This window comes from Bacillus sp. bc15, from assembly GCF_900142585.1.
Lineage (GTDB): Bacteria > Bacillota > Bacilli > Bacillales > Bacillaceae_G > Bacillus_A > Bacillus_A cereus.
The window spans coordinates 1,336,071-1,356,286 of sequence record NZ_FRBJ01000001.1; the positions used below are offsets into that span (position 1 = coordinate 1,336,071).

Sequence of the window (20,216 nt, forward strand, 5' to 3'; positions counted from 1 at the left end):
ATGAAGATTTACGTTGATGCAGATGCTTGTCCTGTAAAAGATGTGATTATTTTTGAGGCTACGAATGTGGAAATTCCTGTTACCCTCGTTACTAGTTTTTCACATTATTCTAATGCAGAGCAGCCAAAAGGTGTCGAAACAATTTATGTTGATTCTGGAGCAGATGCTGCAGATTACCGAATTATGCAGTTAGCAAAAAAAGAAGATTTAATCGTAACACAAGATTACGGTCTTGCTTCGCTCGCTTTAGCAAAAGGCTGTATCGTTCTTCATCATAAAGGTTACAAGTATACGAATGATAACATTGAACAATTGTTACAAACACGATATTTAAGTGCAATGGTTCGAAAAAGTGGTAAACGTACAAAGGGACCGAAACCATTTACAGCAGAAGATAAAGAGAAATTTAGAGTGCTCTTTAAAAGTATGATTGCACTTCAGAAATAAACCTTCTATTTGTAGAGAAAGAAAAGAAGAGAATATCCAAATGAACATTCTCTTCTTGAGGTTTACCCTTTTAAAATGAAGGTAAATTATCTAAGTTATTTTCCTTTATACCATCCGGTTCACTACGTATAATATCTCTACCATACTTATGAAATACGTCCACATGAGCTAACTTCCCTGATTTTGCTTCATTAAGAGCAGTCATATAATCTAACTCTCTCCCGCTGCTTGTTTTAAAAGCAATTAAATCACCTTCATCATTTTTACGAACGGCAACAATTTGTTCTGCTCCTGAATTGACTTCATGGCCTATTTCAAATTGAGCTCGTTCATCTCCTTGATGTAAGTAATCATTATAAACTTTTTCAAAGTCTTTTTTATCCATAAAACTCACCTCCAACACATTTTATTAGTATGGTTGGGATGTAGTGGTTTTATGTACTTTTCTCTTAGAAAAACGTATTTTTAATACCTACGCAACCCTTTCAAAGTCTCCAATACATCATCTGTAAAGGCTGTACTTCCTTCTGTCTCTAAAACTCTGAAATAAAAACTTCTTAGGAAAGTTCTAATATTTTGTACTAAAATAGCATGCTGCGGATGTCGGATATCTTCAACAGTTGCTATACTATGTAGCCAATTGCTCCACTCTTCTCCAGTTAATAGATTTTGATCGCGTAATGACATAATTGGCTTTACTAATCTCTCATCCTCAAAGTGTATGTACACGTAGTCATTTAAACGAACCTTCTGACGAACAGCAGCTAATATTGCATATGAAAACTCACGATTTTGTATTGTACGTGCTAACGCATCGAGCGCATCCGCTGCGTGTGCTGTAGAATGTGCCCATCCTTTCCCTTCTACGTAACCCCTTACATCTTCTTCTAAATATACATATTCCAGCACTTGTTCTGCTACACTGTACAATTGTTCTTCCGATAACAACGGTTCTCTTTCATGAACAGATAAAATAAGTGGCGGAATTAATACGGAGAACGCACGTTTAAATACAGAGTCTGTTCCCTTTTCACTAATTTTATAAAATAAATAATCAGGACTAATCGCTTGTAACATTAATCCTCGTAACTCTTTTTGTCTAAATACATCATTTGTAATCCATGTGTGAAGCGTACTATAAATTAAATCATCACGTAATTCAGCATCAGGTGATCCGATATAATCTAACATCCACTGCGCATATGGATATGCATCCACATCTTCTGGTACAGCATAATTATTATTTTTAATTTGTAGTAGTTCTTCTTTTAATTCTAGTACTTCATTCATTAAATTTCCTGTCCCCTTTTTGCGTTTTTTATTGTCTTATCCCCTTTTATTTGCTTCATAAAATTAATTTAATTATAACAATAAATAAAAGGCTATACATATATTTCTGATTATGTATTACGCTCTTTCATGAAATATAACTTCTGGATTTTCTAAATCACTATTCTGAAATACAACATCCGCACACTCTATCGGATTATGCTCATCTATATACATCTTACAGGCCGCATGATATCTGTTTAAAAACATCTTCTCTGCTTCTTCATAACTTCCAAAAGCTTCAGTTTCCCGCTTAGCACCACGTTTTATCGCAATCTCAAAATCTGTATCTACAAAGATTTTGTAATCAAATAAATGTGCAACGTCTTTTTTCAATAGAAACGTTCCATCTACTATTAATATCATATTTTGTGTGGCCAATAGCGGCTCATTATGTACAGGCATATCCGTTATTAAGTTATGAGAAATCGTTTCATACTGTAAATTCCCGTTAGGTCCTAAAGGCATTAATAATCTTTCTTTGAAAGCTGTATAATCGTGTGCATCTTCATAATACCCTCTTGCAGATTCTTTACCTTGTGCATAGCGAATCACTCTTGAATTATGAAAATCGTCGATGCTAGCGCGTGTTACTGGTAACCCTCGTTTTTTTATTTCTTCCGCTAGTTCGTTTGTAAATGTTGTTTTTCCTGATGCTGTAATACCACTTACTCCAACTCTTGTTGGATGAGTTAAGTTTAATTTTAAAATATGATCTACAATTTCTTTCATGCGTTGTATTCGGTTCATGATATTTCCTCCTACAATCAGTTTACATAACATAATTACAAGTAACATTTCATATCACTATTTGTCGGTAAATCGATATCCTTTGTCGAATCGTTGATATATTTTAAGTTATGATAGATATATTTGAAAAATCGTTGATATATTATTAGCTTACTTCCCTTTAAATCCTCGATACAGTGCAGTCCGTAACTCTTGTTTGTATTCTGCAATCTCTGGCATTTCGAGTTCTTCTGCTAGTCTGATAGCTAATTCAATATCATACGGTACTCGTACAAGTTGAATAGAAAAGCTCGCTGCTTCTTTTTCATTGTAAGTTCCTTCAAATATTAAATAGGAAGCTTGTGTTATTTCAAGTGGGTTTCCTACGCTACCGGCGTTACATAACGTTTTCCCTCTGAAATTTTGAACGAACGCTTGGTGAACGTCACCGTAACAAACGACATCTGGTTTTCTTTCCCCTTCTATATTTTCCGTCAGATCACTATTTTCGAACATACTAATACGTTCTTCTCTTGAAGCGTGTGGTTGAATTCTTTCATATAAACTTCTCGGTGAGGCGTGGAACATACGAATGAGTTTGCCGCTCATAAAAAATTCGATTGAAAATGGTAAACTTCTTAAATAGTCGTTTTGTTCTTCTGATAATTGTTTTTGATGCCATTTTAATGCTTCAAATTCAGTCGGTTTTGTAATAAAATCATCCCAGTTTCCCATTACGACTACTTCACATTCTTTACGAATGATTTCAATTGCTTCACTGGAATGAGGTCCTTTTCCTACTAAATCTCCAAGACAAATAATGCGCTCGATTCCTCTTAATTTAATATCATTTAACACGGATTCTAATGCTTGAATATTACCGTGAATATCTGAAATTACTGCTATTTTATCCATATAAATTACTCCTTTATTTATTAAATTCACTTGATTGATACCATTTTGGAATATAAGATGAAAAATGATTATGATCTTCTAAAATTCCATTTAATCTTTCCTTCATCTCATCTACTAAATGCGGCGTACTTCGATTCGTCCAAACGATATCCGCTGGGAATGTCATCGCGGCGTACAATGTATACAGTTTCCAAAAATGAAGCGATGGTTCGCCTCCGCAATAACCGTGAAATTGTCCAACCGCAAATGATTTACTTATTCTTGTAGTAAAAATCGCTACGTTATAAAAATCGTGTATTGGATCGCCAAAATCATATCCACCAAAATCAATAACGATAAACTCCTTATTATGAATCATACTATTTGCTGGATGGAAGTCATCATGTAAAAATCTTATTGGACGATTTTTCAATAAATCTTTATGATTTTCTACAAAGGTTAATACTGGCTTCAAATCCAGAAAATTCACCTCGTAATCTGCTAGTGCCTCTATGTATCTTTCGTATTTATTCCATCTAGATGTTTCCCATTTATTACTTGCACTTTCTCTTTCAATTGAGTGAATTCTCTTTAATACTTCCCCTGCTTTTCTTCCTGCATTATACTGTTCTTCCACCGTTAGCTTCGTTAAACCTTCTTCACCATTTATACCTCGGGTCCATTCAAATACTTGAACACATTTATTTAATTTCTCAAGTATTATGAAATGAATTAACTTGGGCGTTGGAATATGTAATGACTCTAATTGTTGCATATACGTATATTCTTCTTGTTTACGTTCAAAATGAACAGCATCACATATTTTTACAAAATAAGTTTCTTGATTCTTTAATTCAATTTTATACTTCTCTTCATGTGAAAACCCTTTTGAAATAGCTGTACACTTTGCAATACGAGGCCATTCTAGTTTTCTCTCTATCTCTCTAAGGATTTCTTCCACAACATTCACCTCTATTAATATATGTACAAACTACCTAGCACTTCATGCTCTCGTTTATTTCCACCTGTAAACTCTACTGCAAATGGATTTTCGCCATTCTTATTCAAATGTTCTAGCACTAGCCCTTCTTCAATCGGTTCACAAAACTGTACATGAATATCTCCAAACACTACACTTTGACACTCAGCATTCCATTTTTCATTTTTCACAACTGAGCTTGTAGATAGTCCCATTACTTCTTTCCATTTCCGCACCGTTTCTCGAACGTTTTTCACTGCATAATGGATCGTTTCAATTTGTTGTACTTTGTTTTTATGTTCCGTAATCGTTCCAATGTTACGTAAATCATTTCTTCTTTCTTCGTCCGTTTCATTCCACTGTATAAAGAAAGGTAATTTCAGTCCGTTCTCTTCTTGCTTAACAAATAACATTTTCCATTCTAAAAGCCGGCCATCTTTTCTCATGCGTTTCCCTTCAAATGGCCCTATCGTATGTAAGCCGTGCTTCTTAAAGTTAACTACTAGCTCCTCAATTGCATCTGTTCGGATTGCGATTTGTAGCATTCCTTCTCCATTTTGTAGTTTCATCACTGTTTCTTGTACTAATGGATTTTCTGCTTCTTTCGCTTTTTCTTCATGTTGAACTGCTAAAAATTCTATATATGATAAATCAAAATAACTTAAACTATTCCAAGTACCCCAATTCGTATGCTCTCCGCCTAGTGCGGTATGAAATCCAAGTTCCTGCATTTGTTTTGCCGCTTCCTCCGGTGTACCATGAACTGCATGAACGAGATGATCAAATCGTAACATGTCTTTCTCCCCTTTCTCTTCATCCTTTTATTCTATATTTTATTTTTCTTTCATTCAATTCAAAAACTTTAAAACCTAGTTGATTTATACGATTAATATGTATTATAATGAAACAAATTTAATTATTGCTGATTGGAAAAACCAAAGGCACTTTTCTCATACGGGAAAAGTGTCTTTTTCATTTATTATTACAGGGGGATTATTTATGCAGAAATTAATTGTCTTTGCTATTATCGGGTTTTTCGCTCAATTGATCGATGGAGCACTTGGAATGGCGTATGGGGTAACGTCTACTTCACTATTATTAATGTTTGGTATTGCACCGGCTGTAGCTTCCGCGTCCGTTCATTTAGCTGAAGTGGTTACAACTGCAGCTTCTGGCGCATCTCATATCAAATTTGGAAACGTTGATAAATATACCGTTTCTAGACTTACATTACCTGGGGCAATCGGCGCATTTGTTGGGGCATGTTTTTTAAGTAATTTGCCTGGCGATGTAATCAAACCGTACATTTCCGTATTTTTATTTACTTTAGGGGTTTATATTTTATTACGATTCATCATTCAAAAACAAATTGTCACTTCAAATAAGCGTATGTCTGCAAAACAACTTGTGCCGCTTGGTTTATTCGCTGGATTCGTTGATTCAACTGGTGGTGGTGGTTGGGGGCCGATTACGACGCCTGTTCTTCTAGCAAGAGGAAATGAAGCTAGAAAAGTTATTGGATCTGTAGATACGAGTGAATTTCCTGTTTCACTCGCTGCAACAATTGGCTTCTTCATCTCACTTGGCTGGGAACAAGTAAGCTGGGTTTGGGTATTTGCCTTAATGCTTGGCGGTATTGTCGCAGCTCCAATTGCTGCATGGTTAGTTCGTATCGTTCCAGCACATTTACTTGGGGTATTAGTTGGCGGTCTTATTATCTTTACGAATATACGTACACTGCTTACTACATTTAAAGTGGATCCAACTATTATTTCACTTTCTTACGTTGCAGTTGGTCTTGTCGTTATTATTTCTATTTTCATTGCTGTTCGAAATCATTCCAATCGTCCTAACGCATCAACGGCTGAGTATCCAAATGATCAGAAGCAAATGCTACCATAACTATAAGAAATACCGCCCAATTTAGAGCGGTATTTTTTATTTTTCTATTTTCCAATTAATCATCGTTTCTGTAGCATTTACTCTCTTCATATGTAACTTTTCTAAAACACGAATCGAACTATAATTATCTAGAAGTGTCTCTGCAATTATTGTTTCTACCTCTCCTGTTTTGAAAGCCCAATCGATTAGTTCTCTTACAGCTTCTGTTGCATAGCCCTTATTCCAATATTTCTCAATAAATCCATAGCCAATTTCCACTGTTTGATTCTCGTTTGGTTTCCCTTTAAACCCAATATCACCTATAACGCTATCATCTTCTTTCCGAAGAACATACCACGCGCCCCATGGTAATATAGCTGCATCTTGTTTTACATTCTTTACATGCCCTACAATATGCGGACCGCTATTGTATCCTTGCTCGTTAGCAATTTGAATTCTCTCTTCTGTACACGGCACTATATAGAGCCTTTCTGTTTCTAATTTCATATTGATTTCCCCTTTTCAATTAAACAATACCCCAATTTTACTAAAAATAAAAAGAATATTCATCCTATTCGTTAAATTTATACTTATTCTTTGAAACGAATTTAAGGAATAATCCTCTTTTGATAGTTATGTCGAATTATATTTTTCTGAATTTTCTTTTAATTTAGAGGGTTTTTCAATATTTTTTGCGAAACATTTGTATAACAATTTTTTCTTTGCTTATTGCTACATAATAGTAGGTTCGGGTGGAGTTTTGCAAGCGTTTCCTATACAATAACCGATATTTTTTGACTTTTCCTAACAAAATATCTTGCAATATATTCAGAAAGTCATTACAATTGCCATATATTAAAAATCTTAGCAATATATAAATCCTCATCAATCCGATGAGGTAGAGGTTGCGACTTTTAATAGTAAAACGGACGAGACACAGAGAATGTCAGCTGACTCCGTTTGAAAGGAAAAGTTGCCGAAGTTTATATTTCTTCTCTGGAAATATGAGCTGGGGCTGTCTCCGAAAGGAACAGAACTGTCACGTTTACAAAATTACCGTGTAAACGTGGGGTGCTATCTTAACGGAAGGGTATGATGGGGTGGTTATTTGTGAAACGTTCCGCCAAATTCCTTTGGCGGTTTTTTGTATTTTTCTCCCCCGCTCCTTCCTAACCTACAAGAAAAGGAGTGTTGAACATGAATAGCGCAACAAATCAATCTACCTCTAAAACGCAAACTACACAAGGACAAGGTGAATTAAAACGCGGATTAAAATCTCGTCACCTTACGATGATTTCTCTCGGTGGTACAATTGGTACCGGACTATTTCTTGCTAGCGGTGGTGTCATCCATACAGCTGGACCTGGTGGCGCATTAATTGCATACGCCGCAATTGGAATTATGGTTTATTTTTTAATGACAAGCTTAGCTGAACTTGCAGCTTACATGCCTGTTACTGGATCTTTTAGCACGTATGCAACAAAATTTGTTGATCCATCACTTGGCTTTGCACTTGGATGGAACTATTGGTATAACTGGGCAATTACGATTGCTGCTGAACTTGCAGCCGTAACATTAATTATGAAATTTTGGTTCCCAGATACCCCTTCTCTTATTTGGAGCGGATTATGTTTAGCTATTATTTTCCTTTTAAACTATTTATCTGTTAAAGGGTTTGGTGAATCTGAATATTGGTTCGCACTTATTAAAGTAGTTACGATTATTATCTTTTTAATTGTTGGTTTCATGATGATTTTTGGAATTATGGGCGGTGAAACGGTTGGATTTAAAAACTTCACTGTTGCAGATGCACCATTTAACGGCGGTATCATGGCAATTATCGGTGTGTTTATGGCAGCTGGTTTCTCATTCCAAGGAACTGAACTATTAGGAGTAGCTGCTGGTGAAACGTCTGATCCAGAACGTAATATCCCAAAAGCAATTCGTTCAATCTTTTGGCGTATTCTTTTATTCTATATCCTTGCGATTCTCGTTATCGGTTTATTAATTCCTTATACAACTGAAAGCCTTGCTGCAAGTGATGTTACAGTAAGTCCGTTTACACTTATTTTTGAAAAAGCGGGCGTTGCCTTTGCTGCTTCTGTTATGAACGCTGTTATTTTAACTGCTGTACTATCTGCTGGTAACTCTGGTATGTATGCATCAACTCGTATGCTTTGGGATTTAGCTCGCCAAGGAAAAGCACCAAAGTTTCTTGGTAAATTAGATAGCCGCGGTGTACCTGTTAACGCGTTAATCGTAACGTCAATTGTTGGGAGTATTGCTTTCATTGCTTCTTTATTCGGTGATGGTGTTGTATACATTTGGTTATTAAACGCATCCGGAATGTCTGGTTTTATCGCATGGGTTGGAATTGCAATTAGTCATTACCGTTTCCGTAAAGCATATATCGCACAAGGAAAAGATTTAAATGACTTACCATATAGAGCAAAATGGTTCCCATTCGGTCCAATCTTCGCATTTACACTTTGTATCATCGTAATTTTGGGACAAAACTACGGCGCATTTATGGGTGAAGCAATTGATTGGAACGGTGTACTCGTTTCTTACATCGGTTTACCACTCTTCTTAGTACTATGGTTAGGTTATAAATTTACGAAAAAAACAAAAGTGATTCCACTTGATAAATGTGAACTAAAATAAAGTGAAACGAGCAAACAAATTTGTTTGCTCGTTTTTTGTTGCAAACCTCTTTACTTCCCTATTGCTCCTGTTTTTGCAATAATAAAGGAAATATAAATAAAGGTTGGGATACAATGAACATTCGCATTACTGATGAAGCGAAAGCAGCTATACATAGATTAGAACTTGAAGATAAAAAGATCGTTCGCATTAGAGGAACAATGACGAACTCTTGTAGTATTTTCGTTGATGTCGATTTAATTTGGGATACATATAACGCAGATGATGTTGTATATGAAGATGCAGAGCTTATCGTACAAATGGATTCATTCACGAAAGACTACACTGGTGATACGGTGAAACTTGATTATAAGACGACAGGTTTTAGTATTACGACTCCGAGTGAGACTTTGGTTTATGGATTGTCGATTAAAAAATAAAAATTGTTTTCATTTGACCACCGAGGTGAAAAAATGGGTAAATATATTCCGTTAAAATTTTTATTTAATGAAGAATTAGCAGAAAAAATAGCTGATTCTATTTGTAAACACGATCCTTGTTTCTCTAAAAGCATCTTTGTAGATTCTGTAGCTTGTAAAGTTGAAAATTTAGAGTTAAAACAGCGTATTGAAGTAATTGCAGATGAATTACACAATGCTTTACAAAAAGATTTTAATGCCGCAATACATATATTACTGAAAACATTAGGACCAGAAAATACAACAGAAGTAGGCACATTTACAAATGGATATATGTACATGCCTGTTGCAAAATACGTTGAAAAATATGGGCTTAACGATTTTAAAATCTCGTTTAATGCAATGTATGAAATAACGAAAAGGAATACTGCTGAATATGCCATTCGGCCCTTTCTTGAAACATACCATCAAGATACACTAAACATATTACAACAGTGGATTCATGATGAAAACAGCCACATTAGGAGATTAGTTTCTGAAGGTACAAGACCAAGGCTTCCTTGGGCTAAAAAAATAGGAGCTCTAAAAGGTGATTTTAAGTACAATTTACAACTTCTTGAACCATTAATGAATGACCCTTCTAAATATGTTCAAAAATCTGTAGCCAATCATATTAACGATATTACGAAAGAAGATAAAGAACTCGTTTTTCAGTGGTTACAGCAATTACGTGATAAACAGCATCCTATTAATCCTTGGATTATAAAACATGGGTTAAGAACAGTTATTAAAAATGGTACTTTACCAAAAGATTTTTGTTTTTGAGTATATTAAACAAAAACGCTATCTTTTCCTATGATTCTAGAAAAAGAATAGCGTTTTTTTACTCGTCCAGTATTTAGTAGGTATAACTTTTTATATTTCAAAAGACTTTTCTCTCTAAAAATATTTTTCATACAAATTTTCACATTCTAAAAAATCTATAAATTTCTTATAATGTGTCACTGTTCTTTCTAAAGCAATCATTAAAACAAAAATAAAATAAATTGCTTGGATTCCATTCATATAATTAAAGAGTGATTCAAATATATATACAATACTTGCAATCATAGAACAAAACCATAAATAAAACTTCATTTTCAGCTTTTTAATTTTTTGCTTAGTTGTCTTACAATACTGGCCATGAACTCTTATAAACAAATAAATTGCTGTATGTAAAATAATAATTGAAAATTGAAAACTTCGATTGTCCTCCGAACTAAATTCAGAAAAATCTATTTCTAATGAATGTAATACTATCCAAATAGAAAATAAAGATAGCAGAAATACATATAAAAAACCAATTAATAATTCAAAAATAAAGAGCCAAGGTTTATTTATGATTGAGTAAAATGGATTTAGATATTTTATGGTTAATAAAAATTTTCTCACTAAATCAGTAATAATAATTGATGTATTAGTTATATTCATATAGAAAAGTAATGTTATTGGAACTAATAACATTATAGTGATGCCCCAAACAGTAATCTTAATGCCTGATAAAAAGAAAACAGCTCCATAAATTATAACTGAAAAAATAAAAGTTGATACTGGAACAAACATTAAAAATGTAAAAGTTCTTATTAAGATTAAATCCCCTAAAAAATCTTTTATTATGGAAACGTGTATTTTTTCCTCCTTGTATTTTTTCACAGTATCAACTATTTCTTTCTCAGATAAAAGAAAACACTTCAATCTATTAAACATAAAAAAACCCCTTTATATTAAAAAGATTAAAATATATACCAAACTGTTATTAAAATTTCATAAAAATAATTGTAAATTTTGTATAAGCATTTTTTTCACTTTCAACTGTAATTAAGGCGTGATGTGCCTCTATAATAGCTTTGACAAGTGCCAATCCAATTCCGGTCGATCCGTGCTTTTTAGAACTACTTGATTTATAGAATCGTTCAAAAATATGAGGTAATTCTTCAGCTGAAATTCCCTCTCCAAAGTCTTGGATTACTAGTTCTGTATAGATTGGAGAATTTTTGGCCTGAATCATTATTTTACCACCGGGTTTAGAATGTTCTATTGCATTCTTCAACAGGTTTAACAAAGCTTCCTGCATCCATAATTTGTCATGAATAACGACTATTTCTCTTGGGGCATTCCAATCAATCAAAATATTTTTATCACTTATCATGCTTTGCAAGCGATTTAGTACTTCCTCAGTCGTATCTACTAAATTCCCTGGCTCTTTATCAAACGAAATCGCTTTTGCATCAATTTTTGCTACTTTTAACAAATTCTGAATTAAGACATTCATTCTAGAAATCTGAATATCATTATTTTGTAGTAATTGAGCTTGTTGCTCTCGGGATAGTTTCTCATTTAACAACATTTCATTATAGATAGAAATAGTTGAAAGCGGCGTTTTTAACTGATGAGATATATCCTGCAACATTTCTCCTAAAAACCGTTTCTCTTCAAGCAAATCATGCATATTTTTTCTAATGATATCCCTCATTGAACGAAATGAAATCGCCAGTTTCGCGAAATCCCCCTCTTTATTTTCATTGATGACAACCGAGTAATCTCCCTCGATTATCTTTTTTGCAGCTCTAGTAAGCTGGCTAATCTTATTGAAAATAATTTTTTGTTGCATGTAGTTTGCAACAAAAAGTAAAAATCCAAAAGCAATCAATCCCCACATCATAAATTGATTGTGATTAATAATTAGATTATTTAAGTGAGGAAAAAATTTTGAATCCAAGTCTTCATATAATCCATATTGCTTTAGGATCTCTGTCCCTTTTTCCTGATATTTACTTGAGTGAGACGAATGACTTGATAAGACTTTCATAATTTCCGCTTCATTTTCTGGATTCTGCTCTACCAACCTAGCTGTAATTTCCCCCCATATTGCAATAGAGTCTCTTTTCAAATGATCATAAAATAATTGTTGAATAATAAATTGGTAAATCACAAATATAGATAAAAGGACGGCTAGTATCGTCATATAGCTTTTTAACTCGGTATTTTTCATTATCTTGCTCACCCAATCACGTCCTTGCTCCAACGATAACCATATCCTCTTTCGGTAACGATAAACTGTGGTTTTTGAGGATTGTCTTCAACTTTAGCTCTTAAACGCTTTATGTATACAGATAACGTGTTTTCATCAAAAAAAACATTTTCTCCTTCTGTTATTTGTTGTAGGAGTTCATCTCTTTTTAATGCTTTGTGAGAATTCTTCATGAAATTCAATAGCAGCTTGTATTCTAAATTCGTCAATGTAATACTTTCACAATTTTTATAAACCTTGACTAGGTTCGTATCGATTCTTATATTCTCAGATCTTAAAATTTGAGATGGCGTTTCTAGCGACGCTTGTTTACGCAATTGTACTTTCACTCTGGCCATGAGTTCCCTAACCCGAAAAGGTTTGGTTATATAATCATCACCGCCTATATCCAGCCCCATTACCACATTTGCTTCTTCATCTAGTGCAGTTAAGAAAATAATAATCGAATTCTCGTTTTTCTTTTTAAAATACAAACATAAGTCATAACCATTACCATCTGGTAGGCCGATATCAAGGATGGACAAATCAAATGTATTGTGAACAAACTGGTGTTTAGCTTCTTTTACACTGGACGCTCTAATCACCTCATAACCTTCATTTCTCAATGAAAATTCGATGGCTATGCCAAGAGCTTCATCATCTTCAACTAGTAATATTTTTTTATTCAAGTATGCCCTCTCCTTTTTTCCCCTAGCTTATACTCCAATTACAATAGCCTGGCTATAATCTAGCCAGGCTTATAATATTATTGTTCTCTGATATTATCAATAATATTATCTTGTTGAATTTTTTTCAATGGATTTAAGACTGATAAATAACTAATTATTAAAGCTGAAACAAACGTAATGATACAAGCCTCATAGGGAATCGTCCATGTCATTTTCAACATATCAGATATAGCTAAATATATAATATAAGACAATATACAGCCAAAAAAGATTCCTTGTAAACTTCCAGAAAAACCGTAAATCAAAGCTTCATAGGTAATCATTTTTTTCAAATCCTTTTGTGACATACCAATGGATTTCAAAGCGGCCAATTCTTTTCGTCTAGTCATGATACTTATAGTTATAGTATTGAGGATATTAACGCTACTAATTAAAGAAATGACTGTGATGAAACCATATGCAAGCACTTGTAAAGTAAGTTTTTCTTCTTTTTTTGTTTTATTTTCTTGATAATTATTTACGATTGTAATGGTATAACTTTTTCCAATCGTGTTTTCTATTTCCTTTACTGTCGCGGAAGATTGAGTTACATCCTTTAATTTAGTTTCAAAGCTATTCTCCTTTTTTTCGTATACTTTAGATATATTTTCAAGTGATTTCAATTGATGCAAAACTTGTTCACTTTCAGCTAAATGATCTGGATTATTACCCACTATCTTAATTGTAATATCCGATTTAACAGATAACTTATCAAAAGATTTAGATGCAAATGCAACACTCATTAAATACGAGAAAGTAATAAATAACACACTACTTATAATAATTGATAAGATTGTAATGGTATAGCGATTTTTATTTCGCTTAACATTTTTCATAGCCATGCTCAAAGGAATAGATAAAGGTTTTTTCACCATGGAATTCTTTTGTTTTTTGATTTGTTCCTTTTTAATTGACAACCTGCTACTAATTGCCAACAAAGGGGAGATTTTCCCTGCAAAATAGGCTGGGTACAAACTTGACGCTATTACAGAAAGCAAGGTAATAATCGAACTGATTAGTAAAATATTCCAATCAACATGAAATATCGAGACCGCTTTACTATTTTCCATTAAAAGTGAAAAAGTGAACTGCAGAGAGGCAAGTGCTATTAGGCTACATATAATTCCAATTGGTATAGCGATAACAGCCAGAAAAGTAGCTTCTCTCAGAACGATTTGTCTAATTTGCTTTCGTGTTGCACCAATGCTTCTCAACAAGCCAAACTGCCTCGTTCGTTCTACGACACTGATTTGAAAAGCGTTGTAAATCACAACAATTGTCGCTATCACAACAATGCTGATTGTAATAATTAGCGTAGCCATAATCGAATTATTGTAACCTGGTTTCTCTAATTGAATTAATTCATTACTTATATTAATATTATTTTCTCCGGAAATGGTCTTGAGTCCCTCTAAAACCTCATTAAAGTTTGCTTTTGAGCTAATTCCAACTAATATTTTTCCTTCACCAGCGCTAAACTTACTCTTATAGGTTAGTAACCGTCCCACCTTATTTTCCTGTGTATATGTACTATCACTTAGAAAACCAACCAATTTGTATTTTTTTTCATTTAATTCGAATGAATCACCTATTTGAATATTTTCTTTTATATAAGGTAATACCCAGGGATCAACAGCAACTTCTTGATCATTAGATGGCAATCTGCCCTTAATAATACTGTATTTTAAAAATTCCAAGGCGTTATCATCAGCAAAATTCATTTGTACAGCAGCCTCTCCAACTTGGACTGTTTCTCCCTGTGACATTAAACCAAATGATTCAATTTGCGGGTTATATTTAATTTTTTTCAATATCGATTCATCGTAATTTAATACAACGGCATGAAAAGAATACCCTTGCCTCTTTTTCGTATTCTCGATTTGAGAAATCTGAGTACCGTTCATAAATAGGCCGATTGTAGAAATTAACGATACAGAGAGTACGATTCCAATCAAAGTTAAAATTGTTCGTTTCTTATTTCCCTTTAAGTATCTCCTGCTTAATTGTTTATAATTACCAATCAAGATTAGTTTCCTCCCGTCTTAGGCTTATTCGTGGATAGCCACTGATCGGAAATGATTTGGCCATCTTCAATTGTAATAATACGGTCAGAAGTTGATGCAATTTTTAAATCGTGAGTAATCAATACAATAGTTTGATTATATTTTTTTGCTGTCAATCTTAATAAATCCATGACTTCTTTTGTATTTTGAGTATCAAGATTTCCTGTAGGTTCATCAGCTAAGATTAAATGTGGGCGATTTATAAGTGCCCTCCCAATCGAAACCCGTTGTTGCTGACCTCCTGATAATTCAGATGGTAAATGATTTCGTCTTTCATGAAGTCCCAGAATTTCAATAATTTCGTCCATATAAGGATTATCTACAGGTTCATTATCTAGTAAAGTGGGCAAAGCTATATTCTCTTGCACATTCAATACAGGAATTAAATTAAAGAACTGAAATATAAAACCAACTTTTCTTCTTCTAAATATCGAAAGTTCATTATCTAAATAATTATAAATATTGTTCTCTCCAATAAATACTTGTCCTGAACTCGGACGGTCCAACCCTCCCAAAATATGTAACAATGTACTTTTACCTGAGTCAGAAGCTCCTACGATTGATACAAATTCCCCTTGCTGTATAGAAAGATTTATGCCCTTCAAAGCATCTACCCTACTATTTCCTTCACCATAACTTTTGACTACATTTTCTATTCTTACGATTTCCATTTATATCACCTTATTTTCATTTTAATTTAGTCTTGTACCTCTACAAAGTTTATTTTATTCTGATTATTCGAAGAGAGCTTATCAATCTGTTGTAAAACTTTGTCTACTTCTTGTTTGTTTTTATAATCAAAATTACGTTTTTGAAATTGAATCAATTTCATTATTGACTCTGATTCAGAAATTGTATTATATTCTTGGTCGTTTAGAATAACAAGGTTCATTGGAACATACCCAATCCAAATTTGCTGTTTAACATACTGAGCAGGTACTATCTTACCGTTCAAATTCAACTGGTTATTTTCAAAATTATCACCCGCATAAGAAAATAATAGATTCTGATCACTAGATACTTTATTTTTATCTTTCACCCTCTCAGAAATAATAGATGCTGAATTTGGATCTTTTCTAGCTCTTAGAAGTCCCTTATTAAATAATTTTACCGCGGTAGAACTATTAATAACTGCATATTCTGTAGTGTTGATTTCAAATTCTTCATTTGTATCATTTTGTTTCTTATCTTCTTCTGATAATGGAATCCTTTTTGTTATTGTGACGTACTTTACCTTATAGTCTATTGATTGTTTAGTGTCATCTTTAAACTCTTGTTTAACTTTTTCTACGTCAGTTGCAGTACCACTAACTAGAATCCCATCGACTGGTTGTCCTGGACCTTGCACATAACGTTTTACTCCTAATCCTATTCCTATAAAAATAGCAATAACAACCGTATAACTTATAATTTTTTTCATTAGAATACTCCTTTAGTAAATGATTTATATCTGGATTATAGATGAGTTTTTTTCATAAGTTAATGACTTCTATCTAACTATGTGACTTCTAATCTTACAATTTTGTAAGATTAGTATTCCCCATGCTCAACAAGCTAAATTTATATAATAATAATCTTATACGTTATTATTCTCTTTTTTATTGAAACGGGTCGAATCACAGGCAATAACCCGACCTATAATGATTAATGTTACAGATAATAACTTAAGGCCCGTCTTATATATAATCTAAATCTTTAAAATAAACATCTTATTCCTCTTTTCGTACAAATAACTTATTCCATATATAACAATACTAAATTATGGAATGTTTCCAAAGAATTAAAACGTTTTTATATTCAGTTTATATGTCTACTTATTTACTTATCCCATAGATAAGTAAATCCAAAGGGATACAAAAACGTCACTTCTTTTATAAACAGTACGACTTTATTGTTACATAATAGTAGTGAGAAATATCACATATCTCATAAAAGGGCTGGGCGGAAATTTAAGTTTACTAAATACCTTTTCTAAAGTTTGAGTGCAACCTTTTTCTGTACACTCCATCCAATCTTTCATCAAACAACTACCTTCTCCCATAATTTTAAAGGATTCCCACTCGATTATCCCGAATATATAAATTACTATTCTCACAAGGAGCGAATTTATATGAATCTATTCGAACACGAAACGTAAAACCGTTCCCCTTTCATAAGAGGTCCTCCTTTTTTCTTTTCTCACCATATCATTTACTTACAAAATAGGAGGATACAATTATGAAACGTGATCCATTATTTTTAACTTTATTAGAAAGTGCTAATACAAATTTTAGCGGTTGGGATTTTTCTTTTATTTCAGAAACGGGTCGAATGAAGAGCGAGCCTTTATCGTGGTCATATGGCAGTACAGCTTTCCAGCTTATGCAGCATGCAGAATCAATGCTCGATATGGGGACTGGCGGCGGAGAGTTTTTATCTATGTTACAACCGTTCCCGTCAACTATTTATGCTACTGAGGGCTACGCTCCAAACGTGCCAATTGCTCGAAAGAAATTAGAGCCTTTAGGGGTTACTGTTGTAGAGGTGAACGATGATACTGCATTGCCATTTCAAGATGGTCAGTTTAATCTAATCCTAAACCAACATGAATCATATGCTGCTTCTGAAGTAAAAAGAATCCTTTCTCCAAATGGAACATTTCTTACACAACAAGTTGGCGGTCTCGATTGCGCGGAACTTAATGACCAATTTGACACACCACTAAATAGTGAATTTGCAAGTTGGTCGCTTGAAGCGGCATGTAATGAACTACAGGAAAACGGATTTACTATCTTAGAAGCAAAAGAAGAATTCCCTTTCCAACGCTTTTATGATATTGGCGCTATCGTCTATTATTTAAAAGCAATTCCGTGGCAAATTCCTGATTTCACTGTCGAAAGGTATTATGAGGAGTTATATCGTATACATGAGATTATCTTGCAAAAAGGATATTTTGATGTGAAGCAACATCGATTTATGATTAAGGCGATTCGTGACTAACGGAAAAGAGGTGGCAAAGCCACCTCCTTTTTTGTTCCTTTTACGTATGTTCTCTATTCTTTCACCATAAGAAAAGTTATATCATACATATTACAATTATGACCAATGAATTGTATTTCTGAAACTTATAATCACCTCGCATATATAACGAGAGCAAAAACGTGATTTTTCACTTTCCTCTTCTATTGAGAAACAAGTTGTTTTTCATATCGCTTGTTCGCATCATCTTCTTTCAAACATGCAGTTGTGTAATTAATAATATTCCGGTTATCGTACGTGAATATATGTTTTAACTTATTTTCTTCTGTTAATACTGTCGGTAAGTATTTTGGTAAATTGCTAACTACTCCTCTATTATCACCATCTAATATCCAATCAATTTCTTTCCATTCTAATAAGCCTTCAGCCGTACGTAATGGTGTATTCATTTGCATTCCATCTGGCAAATCAGCAACGAACACATACATTCCTTCACTAGCCTGGGGCTCACCTTTACCTTTAAAACCAACAGTCCCTTTATACGTTACACTTGAAAGTTCTATGCCCGTTTCCTCAAACGTTTCTCTAATTATTCCTTCGTATGGCGTTTCATTCTCTTCTATTTTTCCTCCAACACCATTCCACATCCCCATATTCGGCTTTTTATTTCTATTTAATAGCAGTATTTTATCGCTTTTTCTAATAAAGCAAATTGTGTATTTGTACATACGATCATTTCCTTTCATTTTCCACATGAGTTATTTGGCTTATTTTCAAGTAAAAACACTCGCCTTACAATTCGTTACTACATAATATATAGTACAACTTTCATGCGTAAACACTTTACGTCAAACGAAAGAATCCTTTTTAGAAAGGAGAATTTAAAATCGATACTATAAGCAATGAATTTCTAAAACAATATTACGACAGCCTTGTGTGGTTAAAAGATACACATTGGTTTGGAGTTCCAATCTGTAAACTTCCCTCTGATCTCTTTTTGTATCAAGAAATCATTTATGAATTAAAGCCCGATTTAATTATTGAATGCGGGACTTTTCACGGTGGTAGTGCACTGTATTTAGCTTCTATGTTAGATTTAATTGGAAAAGGTCACGTACTTACTATCGATATAACTCCGCAGCCAAATCGGCCATCACATAATCGGATTACGTATTTAACAGCATCTTCTGTTTCTGTGCAGGCCATCCAAACAATAGTAAGTATGCGCAAACCTGATGATGTGATTTTAGTTATTTTAGATTCTGATCATAGTAAAGAGCATGTTTCCAAAGAACTCTTGCTATATAAATCTATCGTCACTACTGGCAGTTATATAATTGTAGAAGATACCTCCATTAACGGAAATCCGCTTCTTCCCGATTGGGGTCCTGGCCCGATGGAAGCTGTGGAAGAGTTTTTAACTAAAAACAATAACTTCATAATCGACGAGTCTAAACATAAATTTTTCATATCATTTAATCCAAAAGGTTTTTTAAAGAAAATAAAGTGAAACTTTAATAAGTGGGGTTTTGCTCATCCCCCACTTATTCTATCATTTTCATTTTTGAGAACGGATAATATACAAATTCCACCTTGCCAATTATGTTATCTTCTTTAATATATCCTAAGCCATTGCGACTATCTCTACTTACTTCGCGGTTATCTCCCATTACAAATAACTTATTTGGCGGAATTTTTATCTTTTGAAAGTTATAAAACACTTGTGTGTTGTTAAATAAATCTTTGTTCGTATATGGTTCTTCTTGCTTTTTATCGTTCACATATACCTTTCCGTTCGTTATGTTAATTACATCACCAGGAAGCCCTATTACACGTTTCACATAATATTTCGATTCATCCTCTTCTTTTATAATGACAATTTCTCCGTGTTGTAAATTAGAAAGACGTACTACCGCTTTATTTACAAATACGTAGTCTTCTTCATATAAAGTCGGCTGCATCGATTCCCCTTCCACCTTACATAAAGTAAAAGAATGGTAGCCTATGACTATCACCAATATAAATAGTATGTACTTTCCCCAGCCTCTCTCAATCTCCTTTTTCATATCCATTCCCACCTTATAAAGCGCTTTTTAA

22 protein-coding genes and 1 riboswitch are annotated in these 20,216 nt (G+C 33.6%); of the genes, 7 read left to right on the forward strand and 15 right to left on the reverse strand.

What is annotated here, in order from left to right:
- Complete coding sequence (locus tag BUA87_RS06770; RefSeq protein WP_000708773.1) at positions 1-447, forward strand: YaiI/YqxD family protein; 447 nt, start codon at positions 1-3, stop codon at positions 445-447.
- 70 nt (positions 448-517) lie between these two features.
- Here the strand turns inward: BUA87_RS06770 and BUA87_RS06775 are convergent, their stop codons facing one another.
- The 6 genes from BUA87_RS06775 to BUA87_RS06800 all read right to left on the reverse strand — a co-directional run bounded on the left by BUA87_RS06775 (position 518) and on the right by BUA87_RS06800 (position 5,172).
- On the reverse strand, positions 518-832 hold the full coding sequence (locus tag BUA87_RS06775; protein ID WP_016081097.1) for a DUF3892 domain-containing protein: 315 nt from the start codon (positions 830-832) through the stop codon (positions 518-520).
- An 80-nt stretch (positions 833-912) separates the two neighbouring features.
- The gene (locus BUA87_RS06780) at positions 913-1,737 is read right to left on the reverse strand and encodes a DUF2785 domain-containing protein (RefSeq protein ID WP_001006690.1); all 825 of its coding nucleotides are present in this window, start codon (positions 1,735-1,737) and stop codon (positions 913-915) included.
- 117 nt (positions 1,738-1,854) lie between these two features.
- A complete protein-coding gene (locus BUA87_RS06785) occupies positions 1,855-2,526 on the reverse strand; it encodes a nucleoside/nucleotide kinase family protein (RefSeq protein ID WP_001079968.1) in 672 nt (223 codons plus the stop codon).
- Positions 2,527-2,676: 150 nt separating this feature from the next.
- The gene (locus BUA87_RS06790) at positions 2,677-3,420 is read right to left on the reverse strand and encodes a metallophosphoesterase family protein (RefSeq protein WP_000357655.1); all 744 of its coding nucleotides are present in this window, start codon (positions 3,418-3,420) and stop codon (positions 2,677-2,679) included.
- 13 nt (positions 3,421-3,433) lie between these two features.
- Positions 3,434-4,360: an aminoglycoside phosphotransferase family protein gene (locus tag BUA87_RS06795; protein WP_025117842.1), complete on the reverse strand. Its 927-nt coding sequence runs from the start codon at positions 4,358-4,360 to the stop codon at positions 3,434-3,436.
- Between the two features lie 14 nt (positions 4,361-4,374).
- Positions 4,375-5,172 carry a VOC family protein gene (locus BUA87_RS06800; protein ID WP_071714171.1) on the reverse strand — a complete coding sequence of 266 codons (798 nt, stop codon included), beginning with the start codon at positions 5,170-5,172 and terminating at the stop codon, positions 4,375-4,377.
- 205 nt (positions 5,173-5,377) lie between these two features.
- On the opposite strand from BUA87_RS06800, the gene BUA87_RS06805 reads away from it, so the two are divergent.
- Positions 5,378-6,280 carry a sulfite exporter TauE/SafE family protein gene (locus tag BUA87_RS06805; RefSeq protein ID WP_001170743.1) on the forward strand — a complete coding sequence of 301 codons (903 nt, stop codon included), beginning with the start codon at positions 5,378-5,380 and terminating at the stop codon, positions 6,278-6,280.
- A gap of 36 nt (positions 6,281-6,316) precedes the next feature.
- Here the strand turns inward: BUA87_RS06805 and BUA87_RS06810 are convergent, their stop codons facing one another.
- Positions 6,317-6,766 carry a GNAT family N-acetyltransferase gene (locus BUA87_RS06810; RefSeq protein WP_025117841.1) on the reverse strand — a complete coding sequence of 150 codons (450 nt, stop codon included), beginning with the start codon at positions 6,764-6,766 and terminating at the stop codon, positions 6,317-6,319.
- Between the two features lie 384 nt (positions 6,767-7,150).
- Positions 7,151-7,344, forward strand: a riboswitch (Lysine riboswitch).
- Between the two features lie 112 nt (positions 7,345-7,456).
- Between BUA87_RS06810 and BUA87_RS06815 the strand changes: the two genes are divergently transcribed.
- From BUA87_RS06815 to BUA87_RS06825, 3 genes are all read left to right on the forward strand, one after another.
- Positions 7,457-8,923 carry an amino acid permease gene (locus tag BUA87_RS06815; RefSeq protein WP_001083396.1) on the forward strand — a complete coding sequence of 489 codons (1,467 nt, stop codon included), beginning with the start codon at positions 7,457-7,459 and terminating at the stop codon, positions 8,921-8,923.
- A 113-nt stretch (positions 8,924-9,036) separates the two neighbouring features.
- Complete coding sequence (locus tag BUA87_RS06820; protein ID WP_001026167.1) at positions 9,037-9,342, forward strand: iron-sulfur cluster biosynthesis family protein; 306 nt, start codon at positions 9,037-9,039, stop codon at positions 9,340-9,342.
- A 33-nt stretch (positions 9,343-9,375) separates the two neighbouring features.
- On the forward strand, positions 9,376-10,146 hold the full coding sequence (locus tag BUA87_RS06825; RefSeq protein ID WP_072938826.1) for a DNA alkylation repair protein: 771 nt from the start codon (positions 9,376-9,378) through the stop codon (positions 10,144-10,146).
- A gap of 114 nt (positions 10,147-10,260) precedes the next feature.
- Here BUA87_RS06825 and BUA87_RS06830 read toward each other — a convergent pair whose 3' ends face one another.
- From BUA87_RS06830 to BUA87_RS06855, 6 genes are all read right to left on the reverse strand, one after another.
- On the reverse strand, positions 10,261-11,067 hold the full coding sequence (locus BUA87_RS06830; protein WP_000483294.1) for a hypothetical protein: 807 nt from the start codon (positions 11,065-11,067) through the stop codon (positions 10,261-10,263).
- Between the two features lie 49 nt (positions 11,068-11,116).
- Positions 11,117-12,352, reverse strand: coding sequence for a HAMP domain-containing sensor histidine kinase (locus tag BUA87_RS06835; protein ID WP_072938830.1), 1,236 nt, complete (start codon positions 12,350-12,352; stop codon positions 11,117-11,119).
- A gap of 8 nt (positions 12,353-12,360) precedes the next feature.
- Positions 12,361-13,059: a response regulator transcription factor gene (locus tag BUA87_RS06840; protein WP_001035094.1), complete on the reverse strand. Its 699-nt coding sequence runs from the start codon at positions 13,057-13,059 to the stop codon at positions 12,361-12,363.
- A 77-nt stretch (positions 13,060-13,136) separates the two neighbouring features.
- Positions 13,137-15,122, reverse strand: a complete 1,986-nt coding sequence (locus tag BUA87_RS06845; RefSeq protein ID WP_061659996.1) for an ABC transporter permease — start codon at positions 15,120-15,122, stop codon at positions 13,137-13,139.
- 2 nt (positions 15,123-15,124) lie between these two features.
- The gene (locus BUA87_RS06850; protein ID WP_072938833.1) at positions 15,125-15,832 is read right to left on the reverse strand and encodes an ABC transporter ATP-binding protein; all 708 of its coding nucleotides are present in this window, start codon (positions 15,830-15,832) and stop codon (positions 15,125-15,127) included.
- Positions 15,833-15,858: 26 nt separating this feature from the next.
- A complete protein-coding gene (locus tag BUA87_RS06855; RefSeq protein WP_072938836.1) occupies positions 15,859-16,581 on the reverse strand; it encodes a lipoprotein BA_5634 family protein in 723 nt (240 codons plus the stop codon).
- Between the two features lie 797 nt (positions 16,582-17,378).
- Here BUA87_RS06855 and BUA87_RS06860 point away from each other — a divergent pair.
- The gene (locus BUA87_RS06860; protein WP_000817586.1) at positions 17,379-18,140 is read left to right on the forward strand and encodes a class I SAM-dependent methyltransferase; all 762 of its coding nucleotides are present in this window, start codon (positions 17,379-17,381) and stop codon (positions 18,138-18,140) included.
- Positions 18,141-18,322: 182 nt separating this feature from the next.
- On the opposite strand, the gene BUA87_RS06865 is transcribed toward BUA87_RS06860, so the two are convergent.
- On the reverse strand, positions 18,323-18,847 hold the full coding sequence (locus BUA87_RS06865; RefSeq protein ID WP_025117837.1) for an NUDIX hydrolase: 525 nt from the start codon (positions 18,845-18,847) through the stop codon (positions 18,323-18,325).
- A 158-nt stretch (positions 18,848-19,005) separates the two neighbouring features.
- On the opposite strand from BUA87_RS06865, the gene BUA87_RS06875 reads away from it, so the two are divergent.
- Complete coding sequence (locus BUA87_RS06875; protein WP_265736938.1) at positions 19,006-19,629, forward strand: cephalosporin hydroxylase family protein; 624 nt, start codon at positions 19,006-19,008, stop codon at positions 19,627-19,629.
- Between the two features lie 34 nt (positions 19,630-19,663).
- Here BUA87_RS06875 and lepB read toward each other — a convergent pair whose 3' ends face one another.
- Entirely contained in the window at positions 19,664-20,185 is a 522-nt protein-coding gene (lepB, locus tag BUA87_RS06880) for a signal peptidase I (RefSeq protein WP_072938839.1), read from the reverse strand.
- Positions 20,186-20,216 lie beyond the last annotated feature (31 nt).